General features: G+C 61.4%; 13 protein-coding genes. 8 read left to right on the top strand and 5 right to left on the bottom strand.

All coding sequences use genetic code 11. From position 1 onward, the window contains the following. Window positions 1-20 precede the first annotated feature (20 nt). Window positions 21-2,129: an ATP-dependent DNA helicase RecG gene (recG, locus tag FJ967_RS17115; RefSeq protein ID WP_140732997.1), complete on the top strand. Its 2,109-nt coding sequence runs from the start codon at window positions 21-23 to the stop codon at window positions 2,127-2,129. Here the strand turns inward: recG and FJ967_RS17120 are convergent. Beyond that, on the bottom strand, window positions 2,081-2,833 hold the full coding sequence (locus FJ967_RS17120) for a DUF502 domain-containing protein (protein ID WP_140732998.1): 753 nt from the start codon (window positions 2,831-2,833) through the stop codon (window positions 2,081-2,083). The two genes, recG and FJ967_RS17120, sit on opposite strands and share 49 nt — an antisense overlap. A 244-nt stretch (window positions 2,834-3,077) precedes the next feature. Beyond that, window positions 3,078-3,584, bottom strand: coding sequence for a hypothetical protein (locus tag FJ967_RS33415; protein WP_181175935.1), 507 nt, complete (start codon window positions 3,582-3,584; stop codon window positions 3,078-3,080). On the opposite strand from FJ967_RS33415, the gene FJ967_RS33420 reads away from it, so the two are divergent. The 4 genes from FJ967_RS33420 to FJ967_RS17140 all read left to right on the top strand — a co-directional run bounded on the left by FJ967_RS33420 (window position 3,583) and on the right by FJ967_RS17140 (window position 5,717). Next, on the top strand, window positions 3,583-3,789 hold the full coding sequence (locus tag FJ967_RS33420) for a hypothetical protein (protein ID WP_181175936.1): 207 nt from the start codon (window positions 3,583-3,585) through the stop codon (window positions 3,787-3,789). The two genes, FJ967_RS33415 and FJ967_RS33420, sit on opposite strands and share 2 nt — an antisense overlap. A gap of 53 nt (window positions 3,790-3,842) precedes the next feature. Next, a complete protein-coding gene (locus FJ967_RS17130; protein ID WP_140732999.1) occupies window positions 3,843-4,235 on the top strand; it encodes an Ivy family c-type lysozyme inhibitor in 393 nt (130 codons plus the stop codon). Window positions 4,236-4,240: 5 nt separating this feature from the next. Next, entirely contained in the window at window positions 4,241-5,134 is an 894-nt protein-coding gene (locus FJ967_RS17135; RefSeq protein WP_140733000.1) for a hypothetical protein, read from the top strand. A gap of 160 nt (window positions 5,135-5,294) precedes the next feature. Continuing rightward, window positions 5,295-5,717, top strand: a complete 423-nt coding sequence (locus FJ967_RS17140; protein WP_140733001.1) for a hypothetical protein — start codon at window positions 5,295-5,297, stop codon at window positions 5,715-5,717. Between the two features lie 39 nt (window positions 5,718-5,756). Here FJ967_RS17140 and glmS read toward each other — a convergent pair whose 3' ends face one another. Then, on the bottom strand, window positions 5,757-7,580 hold the full coding sequence (glmS, locus tag FJ967_RS17145) for a glutamine--fructose-6-phosphate transaminase (isomerizing) (protein ID WP_140733002.1): 1,824 nt from the start codon (window positions 7,578-7,580) through the stop codon (window positions 5,757-5,759). Between the two features lie 302 nt (window positions 7,581-7,882). Between glmS and FJ967_RS17150 the strand changes: the two genes are divergently transcribed. Further along, window positions 7,883-8,278 carry an MAPEG family protein gene (locus tag FJ967_RS17150; protein WP_140733003.1) on the top strand — a complete coding sequence of 132 codons (396 nt, stop codon included), beginning with the start codon at window positions 7,883-7,885 and terminating at the stop codon, window positions 8,276-8,278. 13 nt (window positions 8,279-8,291) lie between these two features. Here the strand turns inward: FJ967_RS17150 and glmU are convergent, their stop codons facing one another. Further along, window positions 8,292-9,659, bottom strand: coding sequence for a bifunctional UDP-N-acetylglucosamine diphosphorylase/glucosamine-1-phosphate N-acetyltransferase GlmU (glmU, locus tag FJ967_RS17155; RefSeq protein ID WP_140733004.1), 1,368 nt, complete (start codon window positions 9,657-9,659; stop codon window positions 8,292-8,294). A gap of 250 nt (window positions 9,660-9,909) precedes the next feature. Here glmU and FJ967_RS17160 point away from each other — a divergent pair, with 250 nt between their 5' ends. Further along, window positions 9,910-11,226, top strand: a complete 1,317-nt coding sequence (locus FJ967_RS17160; protein ID WP_140733005.1) for an AAA family ATPase — start codon at window positions 9,910-9,912, stop codon at window positions 11,224-11,226. A 9-nt stretch (window positions 11,227-11,235) separates the two neighbouring features. Here the strand turns inward: FJ967_RS17160 and FJ967_RS17165 are convergent, their stop codons facing one another. After that, a complete protein-coding gene (locus tag FJ967_RS17165) occupies window positions 11,236-11,982 on the bottom strand; it encodes a cytochrome c biogenesis CcdA family protein (RefSeq protein WP_140733006.1) in 747 nt (248 codons plus the stop codon). A gap of 167 nt (window positions 11,983-12,149) precedes the next feature. On the opposite strand from FJ967_RS17165, the gene FJ967_RS17170 reads away from it, so the two are divergent. Continuing rightward, window positions 12,150-12,527, top strand: coding sequence for a hypothetical protein (locus tag FJ967_RS17170; protein WP_140733007.1), 378 nt, complete (start codon window positions 12,150-12,152; stop codon window positions 12,525-12,527). The last annotated feature ends 222 nt before the right edge of the window (window positions 12,528-12,749 follow it).

The raw sequence follows: 12,749 nt of genomic DNA on the forward strand, positions 1-12,749 counted from the left end.
TCGCGACATAAGCTGACATCATGCGTCCTTCCATCCTCGATCCGCTGTTCGTTCCAATCACCTCGCTTGCCGGCGTCGGGCCAAAGGTCGGCGCGCTGATCGAGAAGGTCGTCGCGGCTGATCTTGGCGACCGCGCCGCGCGCGCCGGCGATCTCCTGTTCGTGCTGCCACACACCGTCATCGACCGCCGCAACCGGCCGGGCATCGCGCTCGCCGCCGAAGGTGCCATCGTCACGCTCGAACTGCGGATCGACCGCCATCAGCCCCCGCCGCGCGGCAACAAATCGGTGCCCTACCGGATCTACGCGCATGACGATACCGGCGAAATCGGCCTGACCTTCTTCCATGCCCACGCCGCCTATCTCGAAAAGGCGATGCCTGTCGGCGAGCAAGTCGTGGTGTCAGGCCGCATGGAATGGTTCAACGGCCGCCCTACCATGGTCCACCCCGACCATATCGCACTCGCCAGTGAAGCCGAGAACCTGCCACTGGTTGAGCCGGTCTATCCCCTGACCGCGGGGCTTTCGGCCAAGGTTTTGCGCCGCGCGATCGGCCAGGCGCTCGGCCGCTTGCCGGAACTGCCGGAATGGCAGGACGGTGCCTTCATGCGCCGCCAGAGCTTTGCGTCCTTCGGCGACGCCCTTGCCCGCATCCATCATCCCGCCGACCCGATCGACGTCGCGGTCGAAGGGGCTGCCTGGCGTCGCCTCGCCTATGACGAACTGCTTGCCGGCCAGGTCTCGCTGGCCCTGGTGCGCGCAAAGGTGCGACGCCTGTCGGGCCGCCCTCTCGTCGGTGACGGCCGCATCGTCGAGAAACTGCGCTCCGCCCTTCCCTATTCGCTTACCCCGTCGCAGGAATTCGCGCTCGCCGAAATCAACGCCGATCTCGCCGATCCCGAACGCATGCTGCGGCTGCTGCAAGGCGATGTCGGCTCCGGCAAGACGGTGGTGGCTTTGCTCGCCATGGCACGCGCTGTGGAGGCCGGCGGCCAGGCGGCGCTGATGGCGCCGACCGAAATCCTGGCGCGCCAGCATCTGGCGACGATCACTCCGCTTGCCGCCAAGGTCGGCCTGCGCATCGCCATCCTGACCGGCCGCGAAAAGGGCCGCGAGCGAACGGAAACCCTGGCGGGCCTTGCCAGCGGCGAGATCGACATCGTCGTCGGCACCCACGCGCTGTTTCAGGATACCGTCTCCTTCCACGATCTCGTCCTGGCCGTCATCGACGAGCAGCATCGCTTCGGCGTCCATCAGCGGCTTGCCATCACAGCCAAGGGCGATGCGCCCGACATGCTGGTGATGACCGCGACCCCGATCCCGCGCACGCTGGTGCTGACAGCTTTCGGCGACATGGACGTGTCGAAGCTGACGGAAAAGCCTGCCGGCCGCCAGCCGATCCGCACTGTCACGCTGCCGCTGGAACGGCTGGATGAACTGGTCGGACGCATGCGCGACGCTGTCGCCGACGGCCAGAAAATCTACTGGATCTGCCCGCTCGTCGAGGAATCGGAAGAAATCAAGCTGATGTCGGCCGAGGACCGTTTCGCCTCGCTGAAACCCTCGTTCGGCGATCGCATTGGCCTCGTCCACGGCCGCATGAAAGGCGCCGAGAAGGACGAAGCGATGCGCGCCTTCAAGCAAGGCGAGACACGCATCCTGATCGCCACCACGGTCATCGAGGTCGGCGTCGACGTGCCCGACGCCACCATCATGGTCATCGAGCATGCCGAGCGCTTCGGGCTCGCGCAACTGCACCAGTTGCGCGGCCGGGTCGGACGCGGCGACAAACCCTCGTCTTGCGTGCTTCTCTACAAGGATCCCCTCGGCGAGACCGCGAAACGCCGGCTGTCGGTGATGCGCGAGACCGAGGACGGCTTTCTGATCGCCGAGGAGGATCTGAAATTGCGCGGCGAAGGCGAGTTGCTGGGCACGCGCCAATCTGGCACGCCGGGCTTCCAGGTGGCGCGCATCGAAGCGCATGCGGATCTGCTCGAGGCTGCCCGCGATGACGCCAGGCTGATCCTGTCGCGCGACCCCGAACTGCAATCGGATCGCGGCGAGGCGCTGCGCCTGCTGCTCTACTTGTTCGGCCGCGACGAGGCTGTGCGGCTCCTGCGCGCCGGATGAGGACCTAGCGGCGGATTGGCGATGGTCCCATTGATCGGCTCGCCGTTCAACGTCACCAATTTCGTCTTCACCTCGGGAGCCACCAACCCCGCCGACACGATCAGCTTGGCGCCGTCCTCAATCGTCATATCGAGCGGCACGATGTCCGATTTGGGCACGTACATCAGGAAACCGGTTGTCGGGTTCGGCGTGCACGGCATGAACACGGCGATCAGCGGATCGCCTGGCTGATCGAGCTTCTCGTTGATTTCGGTTTCCTTTTCGCTGGCGACGAACACCAGGGACCACACCCCCTTGCGCGGATATTCGACCAGCCCGACCTGGCGGAACATGTCGCCCTTGTTCGACAGCACGGTCTCGAAAATCTGCTTCAGCGAGCCATAGATGCCACGCACCAGCGGCATGCGGCCAAGCAGGCGCTCGCCGAAATTGACGATGGCCCGGCCAACGATATTGGCGGCCAGAAAGCCGATCAGCGTGATCAGGATAAGCGCCACGATGAGCCCGAACCCGGGCACCGGGAACGGCAGGTAGGTGTCGGGACTGTAGCGTGCCGGAATATAGGGCTTCACCCAGGAATCGACCCAGCCGATGAAGGACCAGGCGATATAGGCGGTGATTGCCAGCGGTGCGCAGACGATGAAGCCGGTCAGGAAATAGTTCCTCAGCCGGGTCATGCCGGAAGTCTTGGGAGCGTCTGACATGGTTCACCGGGGCGCGGGTTGCGGCGCGACATTAGTGAACCGGGAGGCGCTTTGGAACTGCGAAGTTTTTAAAGAGCCGATCAGGCCGCTGCCGCGGCGATCCCAGTTTCGGCAGGCCGGGTCCGATCTCGGCGTCCCGAAAATCCAATTGTCATTCGCAGCGCGACGCCGCGCCGACGGCCCGTCCTTGCCATGCGGAAATCCGCGAGCGCGAGACAGGGCTGGAGGTGCAAAAACGGTCGGATCACTCTCCCATTTGCTGTTGCTGCTGCTCTTCCTGTTGCTGTTGCTGCTCCTCCTGCTGGCGTTGTTCCTCCTCCTGTTGCTGGGCCTGCTCCTCTTGCTGGGCCTCCTGTTCCTGCTCCTGCTGGGCCTGTTCCTGTTGAGCCTGGTCCTGCTCGGCCTGCTGTGCCTGCGCTTCCTGCGATTTTTGCCGTTGCTCGTCATCCTCCTCGTTGCGTCGGCGTTGCTCGTCCTGGATCCTTTGCTGCTCGAGCACCTGCTGCTGTTGCCGCATCTGCTCATCCTCGGCCGCCTGGTCGTCGCTACCGCCATTCGTAGCGACGGCCTGAGGCTGCTCGCCGCCGGCAGCATAGGGGTTGGGAGCCGCGTAGGGGCTGGAAGCGGCGTAGGGATGGGGAGCGACATAGGGGCCGGGTTGATTCCCGGCATTGTTGGTCGAGCAGCCGCAGAGCGACAGCGCCAGGCAAACCACGGCGGTCGATGCGGTCATCTTGAGAAGGCCGATCATGAAATTGTCGTTCCTGCCGATTTTGCGTTCGTATTCGGGCTGCCATGGCGGCCGGGATCGCCAGCCTGCGAGCGCAACCCTTGGCTTTGCCTTCACACCTTGTCGAAGCATTTTTATGTTACTTGACCAGGTGAGCGCATTTAAAAAAAGAAAATCTCCGGGCTCAATTTGGCCAACAGGCCAGGTAGATGATGTCGGACAGTGAATCGGATACCCCCATCGCCGCCTCGATTGACGATCAGGAAATGTGAGAAGCTTATGCGCAGACTTATTATCGCGGCCGCCCTGACTGGAATGGTTACCGGCGCCCATGCCAACGACATATATTTCTATGATCTAATAAAGGGTTCGGCTCACGCGCAGGCCTGGAAGGCCGCGCTGGGCTCCGCCAAAGGCGTGCCGGCCTGGCTGCGTTACGAGAACAGGTTCATCGCCGAACCTGCCAGGACCGTGTCGATCGAGGACAAGACCTATTCCATCAGCGTGCTGGCAAAGCAGCACGCGACCAATGACGGACAAGCCGCTGTGATGTTCAATGCCGATGCCTCGCACGCCTGGGCCGAAATCCAGGAAGAGGGCAAACCCGACCTTTATCTGGGCCGACCGTCGGCTGCCCAGAAAAACGCTCTCGACCAGGCGCTGGCGGAGTAGGATCCATGTTGTTCCAGACCCGAACCCACTTTTCGAAGTACCGCCTCGCCCTGGGCCTCTTGCTGGTCGGTTTCTCCGGCTGGTCCGCCCATGCACAGCAAGCCAATGGCGATGGCTTCTCAGCCAAGTCGGATGTCGCCGGCATCGAGTTCATCACCCTGGACCATCTGCCGAAGGCGCCCGCCTCCGCCAGTTCACAGGAGGAATGCACCACGCTGGTCATCACACCCAAGACGACATCAGGGCAAGCGGTTGCCGCGCTCGGCTGGGGCGTCACGGCGGAATTGCCGCTAGGCCCCTACCAGGCCGTGAGTTTCGCCGGCCAGTTCGACCCCGCCACGAGCGGAACCTGCGAGGTCGACAAGGGCAATGTCGCCATCTTCCAGGATCAGAAATTGATCGCGCTGGCCTATGCCGGCAAGGGCTCGAAACAGACCATCGGGACCATCTCGGCCCTGCAGGACGGGTTGCGCGTATGGGATGGCGGGCTGGTGGGCAGCCCCGTCGCGGATCTCCATGTGCGCGATGGTCATCTGCTACAGATCACCGCGATTGCCGCCGAGGATCTGGTCTGCGCCGGCCAGGGCAAGGTGCCCAACGTCTACGGCAAGCCGATCGACAAGGCGCGCCAGGCGTTGGGCTCGTCGGGCTGGGAGCCGCTGAAGAACCCGAAGGATCTGGCCGCGGACGAGGTGCAGTACGGGCAGGAACTGGCCCTCAGCCGGCGCGGGATCGTCGAAGTCGACAGTTGCTCGGGAACCGGCTTCAATTTCTGCGGATTTTATTACCGCAAGGGTGACATGGAGCTATCCGTCACCACCGTAGGCGAAGGCGATTTCCCGGCGGTCGTGGATTACCATGCAGCATGCGACCAGACACATTGGCACCAACCCGATTGACGGATGTCGTCCCAAACCGGCCTCACAAAGACCTGAAGCGGATCGCATGAATCCTTGCAGGCGCGACGGGTGTTAAGCAGGTTTCCGCGTCCGCCGGACGGATGCCGGCTGCCCGCCCGGGCCGCCTATCCTGTTGGCGGGCACACGATTGGAGGCGGGCATGGGAAGATTGAGGTTCATGACGGCGATGTTGGGCGCCATGGCCTGGTGCGTGCCGGTAGCCGCCCACGCCAGCGGTCATGTGCCGGTCCCGTCATCCAGTCAGGAGTTCACATCGCATGAGGCCTGCAGGGCAATGCTGCAAGAAGCCTATGATGCGGACAGGAAACAGATCGCTCCCATGAAACGCGCCTCCAATGGCGATACGCACGAGGTCGCCCTGGAAACCAAGGGCGTCGAAAGCATTGGACCGCAACGGGCTCGCTACGAGGCCACGGTCTGGTTCGACAATGGTCGTTTCGACAACAAATTGCAGGCGACCGAGACGAGCCATACATTCGAGCGCCACCTGCGCGAGTGCTGGGGAAAAACCCTTCGCGTCAGCGGAGAGAACGGCTTCACCATGAGCACCTGGGATCCCTGACGGCCGGGCAGGCCTTCATCGGCTATCCCACATCGCTGCCTATTCCACCGTCACCGACTTCGCCAAATTGCGCGGCTGGTCGACGTCGGTGCCCATGAACACGGCGGCGAAGTAGGCCAGCATCTGGATCGGCAGCGCGTAGATGATCGGCGAGATGATCTCCGGCACGTCCGGCAGGATGATCGTCTCCATCGTCTTCACGCTCACCTGGGCCGCGCCCTTGGCGTCGGTGATCAGGATGATCTTGCCGCCGCGCGCCGCCACTTCCTGCATGTTGGACACGGTCTTTTCGAAGATACGGTCGTGCGGCGCGATCACGATGACAGGCATGTTCTCGTCGATCAGCGCGATCGGACCGTGCTTCAATTCGCCCGCCGCATAGCCCTCGGCATGGATGTAGGAGATTTCCTTGAGCTTCAGCGCACCTTCCATGGCCAGCGGGAAGTTGGTGTCGCGGCCGAGATAGAGCACATCCGAGTAACGCGAGATTTCGCGCGCGATCCGCTCGATCTGCTCTTCCAGCTTGAGCACTTGGTTGGCATAGCGCGGCGCTTCCGACAAAGCCCGCACCAGCGCCTTTTCCTCATCCTTGGAGATGGTGCCGCGCGCCACGCCGGCGCGCACGGCAAGCGAGGCGAGCACCGAGAGCTGGCAGGTGAACGCCTTGGTCGAGGCGACGCCGATCTCCGGACCGGCGAGCGTCGGCAGCACGACATCGGATTCGCGCGCCATGGTCGATTCGCGCACATTGACCACGGCGCCGATCTTCATGCCCGCCTTGCGGCAATAGCGCAGCGAGGCCAGCGTGTCGGCGGTTTCGCCCGACTGCGAGATGAAGAAGGCGGCATCGCTGGCCGACAACGGCATTTCACGGTAGCGGAATTCAGAGGCGACATCGATGTCGACCGGCAGCCGCGCATAGCGCTCGAACCAGTATTTGCCGATCAGGCCGGCAAGATAGGCCGTGCCGCAGGCGGAAATCGCCAGTCGGTTGATGTCAGCGAAGTTGAACGGCAGGTCGAGCGGCTTGGAGACGCCGGAGACGAAATCGACATAATGCGCCAGCGTGTGCGAGATGACCTCGGGCTGCTCGTGGATTTCCTTCTCCATGAAGTGGCGACGGTTGCCCTTATCGACCATGAAGCTGGTCGACAGCGATTGCTGCCGTTTGCGGTCGACCTTTTTCCCGTCGATATCGAAAATGGCGACGCTGTCGCGGCGCACTACAGCCCAGTCGCCATCCTCGAGATAGGTGATCGAATTGGTGAATGGCGCCAGCGCGATGGCGTCGGAGCCCAGAAACATCTCGCCCTCGCCGTGACCGACCGCCAGCGGCGGACCGTTGCGCGCGCCGACGATGAGGTCCTCGTCGCCCTTGAACATGATGGCCAGCGCAAAGGCGCCTTCCAGCCGCTTCAGCGCCTTGTGCGCCGCCTCGACCGGCTTCAGCCCCTTGGCGAGTTCCCGCGCCACCAGGTGGGCGACGACCTCGGTGTCGGTCTGCGAGGAGAACGAATAACCGTCCCGGATCAGTTCCTCGCGCAGCTCGGCGAAGTTCTCGATGATGCCGTTGTGGACGATGGCGACGCCGTCTGAAAAATGCGGATGCGCATTGGTCTCGTTGGGAACGCCGTGGGTCGCCCAGCGCGTATGGCCGATGCCTATCGTTCCGTCGAGCGGGTCGTCCTTGAGCCGCCGTTCGAGGTTGATCAGCTTGCCTTCGGCGCGGCGGCGGCCGAGCTCGCCCTTCTCGATGGTGGCGACGCCGGCCGAGTCATAACCGCGATATTCGAGCCGCTTCAGCGCATCGACGATGAGCGGCGCAACCTGCGAGTGGCCGACGATTCCAACGATACCGCACATGCAGACAGCCCCCGATTGCCCATGGAAAACCAGCGCTATTTAGGGATGGCCGGCCCGCCGTGAAAGTCACATTGCATTTCGTCCACTGTAATGGACGTTTTCGCACGCATGCACCATGGCAGACCGCTCTTGCAATCCGGTTACTGAAATCGTTCGGTTTTTCAGGTGCCCGGACGGCGGTCAGTCATCTTTGCCCTCGAACTCTATTGTTCGTCACCTGCCGCGCTCCATTTATGCCGATGGCGGATTGTCTGCGGCCAACAGGCAACTATTGTATTCGTCAGGCAGGGAGGGAACTCAGGATGGAGCAATATTATCCGGTGGCTGTCGTCACGCTTCTGTGCGGCCTGACGGTCTTCGGCATGGCACTGACGGTGGCCCGAACCCATTCCAGGACCGGAATCCTCGCCCCGGCCATGACCGGCGACCCTTTGCTCGAGCGCGCCGTCCGCGCGCATTTGAACACGGTCGAGTGGATCCCGGTCTTCCTGCCCTCGATGTGGCTGTTCGCGATCTACTGGAGCCCGAACTGGGCCGCCGGCCTCGGCATCGTCTGGCTGATTGGCCGCATCGCCTATTTCGTCGGCTATCTCAGGGCACCGCTGAAGCGCTACCCCGGCTTCTTCATCCAGTCGCTGGCAGCCTTCGTGCTGCTTCTCGGCGCACTGGGACGCATCGTCTATTTGTGGCTTGCCTAGCGCAGGGCCCAATTCATTCCGCGGCCTTCTTCTTCGCCGCCGCGGCCGACGCGAAGCGCTCGCGCAATTCCTTGCCCTTGCCGGGGATCGTCTTCTGGCGGGCGCGGCCGAAGGCCAGCGCGTCTTCCGGCACGCTTTCGGTGATGACGCTGCCCGAGGCGATGTAGCCGCCCTTGCCGATGGTGACCGGCGCCACCAGCGAGGAGTTCGAGCCGATGAAGGCGCCCTCGCCGATGTCGGTGAAGAACTTCGAATAGCCGTCATAGTTGCAGGTGATGGTGCCGGCGCCGATATTGGCGCCCGCCCCGACCCGCGCGTCGCCGATATAGGTCAGATGGTTGACCTTGGCGCCCTCCTCGACGACGGCCTGCTTGACCTCGCAGAAATTGCCGACTTTGGCCTTGCTCCTCAGATCGGCACCCGGCCGCAGCCGTGCGAACGGCCCGACATCGCAATTGGACGCAATGGTCGCGCCTTCGATGTGGCTGAAGGCATGTATCTTGGCGCCGCCGGCGATCTTAACCCCCAGGCCGAACCAGACATTGGGCTCGACGAGGGTGTCGGCGCCGATTTCGGTATCGTGCGAGAAATACACGGTCTCCGGCGCGATCAGCGTCACGCCCGACAGCATGGCCTCCTGCCGACGGCGTGCCTGCCAGATGGCTTCGGCCTGCGCCAGTTCGGCGCGGTTGTTGATGCCGAGCGCGCTTTCGAAGCTGGCCTCGGTGGCGACGACATCGAGACCCTGGGCGCTGGCGATCTCGACGATGTCGGTCAGATAATACTCGCCCTTGGCATTCTTGTTGCCGACCGCGTCGAGCAGCTTCAGCGCGTGCGCACCGGCCACCGCCATCATGCCCGCATTGCAGAAGCCGATCTTTTTCTCCTCGTCGGAACAGTCCTTTTCCTCACGGATGGCGATGAGCTTGCCGTCCTTTTCGATCAGGCGGCCGTAGCCCGTGGGGTTGGGCGGGCGAAAGCCGATGACCACGACAGCCGCCCCTTCGGCAAGTTTCAGCCGCGCCACGGTCAGCGCGTCCGCGTCGATCAGCGGCGTGTCGCCGAACATCACGAGCACGTCGTCATAACCCTTTAATATCGCTTCTCGCGCGGCCAGCACCGCATGTGCCGTACCGAGCCGCTTCTCCTGCACGAACGTCTCGGCCTTCGGCGCAAACTTCGCCGCCGCCTTGCGCATCTCATCCGCGCCGTGCCCAATCACCAGCGCCAGCCCGTTGGCGCCTGAAGCTTCGGCCGCCTTCACCACATGGGCGACCATCGGCAGCCCCGCGATCTGGTGCAACACCTTCGGCAGCGCGCTCTTCATGCGCGTGCCTTCGCCGGCGGCAAGGATGACGGACAGGCAGGATCTCTGGCTCATGGATGGGCAACCATAGGAAAGGGTTGGGAATCAAAGCATATCTAGCATCGGTGCCATGCTGTACCAATGCGGTTAAATTCCGGTGAGATGGTGGAGCACTCTCTCGTATTTGCCTGTGGATATCCGAAAGCTGCCACTGAAGCGAAAGTACGTTCGTGATGGATAAGTGCTTGGCTCATGATTAAAACCCATTCGTCGATGCGATTGCGGGTAAAGCGCAAATTTCAAAGTACCGAGCGGGGTGTTTCAGGTGCCACGGTTTTTCAGTGATCTCGTCTTTGATCCCGCTCCAGAGCAGATCATAGAGATGCAGCAGGGACAGAAAGTCACCGTACTTACTGGATACAACAACTCCGGAAAATCCGCCTACCTGAAAAAGATGGCTGAACACGACAAAGTTTTATACCTCGGACCAAATCGGTTTTATTCTTTTCATTTTATGTCTCTTTTTAATCATGACGAAAATGAAATGAATAATTTCCGAAACAATATGAATAATGCGAGAAATTCACAATACTCAAATTTTGAAAGCAGTTTTTACGATACAAATCGAGCCTTGACACGCCTTACTAATCAACGTCGCCAAAAACTATTTGAGGTATTCGAAGATATATTTGGCGTTACGATATCGGTAAAACCAGAGTTCGAGGACAATGAGTTCAGCAATCGCTACGTCGACATTGATGGAGACAGCCTCAGCGTAACCTCAAGCGGCACGCGCCTTTTCCTTGGCGTAATCGCAGCCTTGATGGACGAACGCTTTCAAGCCGTGGCCCTAGACGAGCCCGAACTGGGGTTGTCACCCGTGTTGCAAACGAAACTCGCGCCGCTGATCATTGCGCGCGAGCGGGACGACGAGCTATTTCCACACAATCCGCACTTTTTCATAACAACGCACTCACACACCTTTCTAGACAAACAAAATCCCTCGAATAATTTTGTTGTTAGCAGAGAAGGAAACAAGATACAGGCAAATGCTTGCAAAAATAAGCAAGAGCTTATTGATATACACTTTCGTATGCTCGGAAATGATTTAGGAAATCTTTATCTACCAGACGCGATAGTTTTTGTCGAAGGAGAGACTGACAAAATTTACCTACAGAGGGTTTTGCGGGCGTCGTTCCCAAATCGCAATATCGTTGTTGAAAGCTGCGGTGGTGATATAGCCGCTCGCCTGAACTCATGGTCAAGCGCACTAGGTGACCTTCAGATGGGACCGTATCGGAACCGAACTTTCGTCGTTGCCGACTCAGTGATGCAGTCAGGATTGCTGCGGTTGATATCCAGGCTTGGAATACCCGACGAGAACGTGGCTCGGTGGGACGCTAATGGAATTGAGTATGTCTACCCACCCGCACTTCTTGGTCAGATCTTTGGAGCGAGAGTTGCCACCACCAATGAGCTAACCATAACCGGCGATCGTGTCACGGCTCACGCCGTGACCAAGACCAAAATGGAGCTTGCCCAAGCCTTGTCTGCGCAGATTACCTCAAGCACAGAGTTTCCAGAGGAAGTCCTGGCGAAGCTCGTCCGCCCGCTTAGAAACGCTATTCTCCCAGATCAATAGCCCTCGAACTTACCCCAACCGTCCAAGCACCGGGAAATTCTCCAGCAGCCAATACGACACACTCTGCACGCCGCCGGTAAGGAAAAACACGCCGGCCACGACCAGCAAAGCACCGATCGCTTTCTCGACGCGGCCGAGATGGACGCGGAACTTGCCGAGGAAGCGCATGAAGGCACCGGAAAACAGCGCCGCGATCAGGAAGGGAATGCCGAGCCCCAGCGAATAGGCGGCGAGCAGCAAAGCGCCCTCGCCCACCGTTTCGCGGCCGCCGGCCAGTGTCAGGATCGGGCCTAGCACCGGGCCGATGCAGGGCGTCCAGCCAAAGGCGAAGGCCAGGCCCATGACATAGGCTGCGACCGCGCTTGCCGGCTTGCCCTGCGACTGGAAACGCGCCTCGCGCGACAAGAGCGGGATGCGCAGGATGCCGAGAAAGTTCAGGCCCATCAGGATGATCAGCACGCCGGCGCCCATCGCCAGCGGCTCTTGCCAGACGCGCAGCAGCCGTCCGATCGTCGAGGCGCCGGCACCCAGCGCCACGAACACGGTGGAGAAGCCGAGCACGAAGGCGATCGAGGAATAAACAAGAGCGCCGCGGGCGCCCTCCTTGGCGGTCGCCCCCGTATTGCCGCGAAAATCGTCGACCGAGACGCCGGCCATGTAGCAGAGATAGGGCGGAACCAGCGGCAGCACGCAAGGCGACAGGAACGAGATGGCGCCCGCCCCGACCGCGCTGACATAGCCGATGTCCAATGCCATTCCCAAAGCTCCGACTGTTTGGCGACGATATAGCGGCACCCGGGACCGTCCGCCAATCACCATCATGTGGCAAGTCATCGCGGACAGGGAAGAAATCGACTGGTCCTGACGTTGACATGGACGAGACCGCGATTTCCCGCGCGTCTCCAGATATCAGGGAGATTTCCATGAAAATGATAGCCGCAGGACTGGCCACGATCCTGCTCAGCACCACCGCCTCCCTTGCCGCCGAGGCGTGGAAGGAAGCCGAGGTCAACGGCACCAAGATCTACACCGATGCCATGGGCATGACGCTCTACACCTATGACAAGGACGAGAAGGGCAAGACCAATTGCTATGACAAATGCGCGACCAACTGGCCGCCCCTGAAGGCCGAGGCCGGTGCCAAGGCGGATGACGAATGGAGCGTCGTCGACCGCACCGACGGCACCAAGATGTGGGCCTATGACGGCAAGCCGGTCTACACCTTCATCAAGGACAAGAAGGCCGGCGATGTGAATGGCGACGGCGTCGGCGAGGTCTGGCACATCGTCAAGGCTGACTGATTTCCCCACCGGGAGATCCCGCCAAAACGGGGCTTCCACCGGCCGCCGGGCTTTCCTCCAGGCCCGGCGGCCGGGTTGTCGCGGACTTCGACCCGAAGCATTCCGGCCGACTCGACCGGCAACGGATTGATCTTCTCCCGACCGTCCGAGGCTACCGCTCGCCCATTCGAAAATATGTGATTTTCTCCATACACTCTAAGAGTGTATTGCAGCCGGCGCCTC

Source organism: Mesorhizobium sp. B2-3-4, assembly GCF_006442315.1.
Lineage (GTDB): Bacteria > Pseudomonadota > Alphaproteobacteria > Rhizobiales > Rhizobiaceae > Mesorhizobium.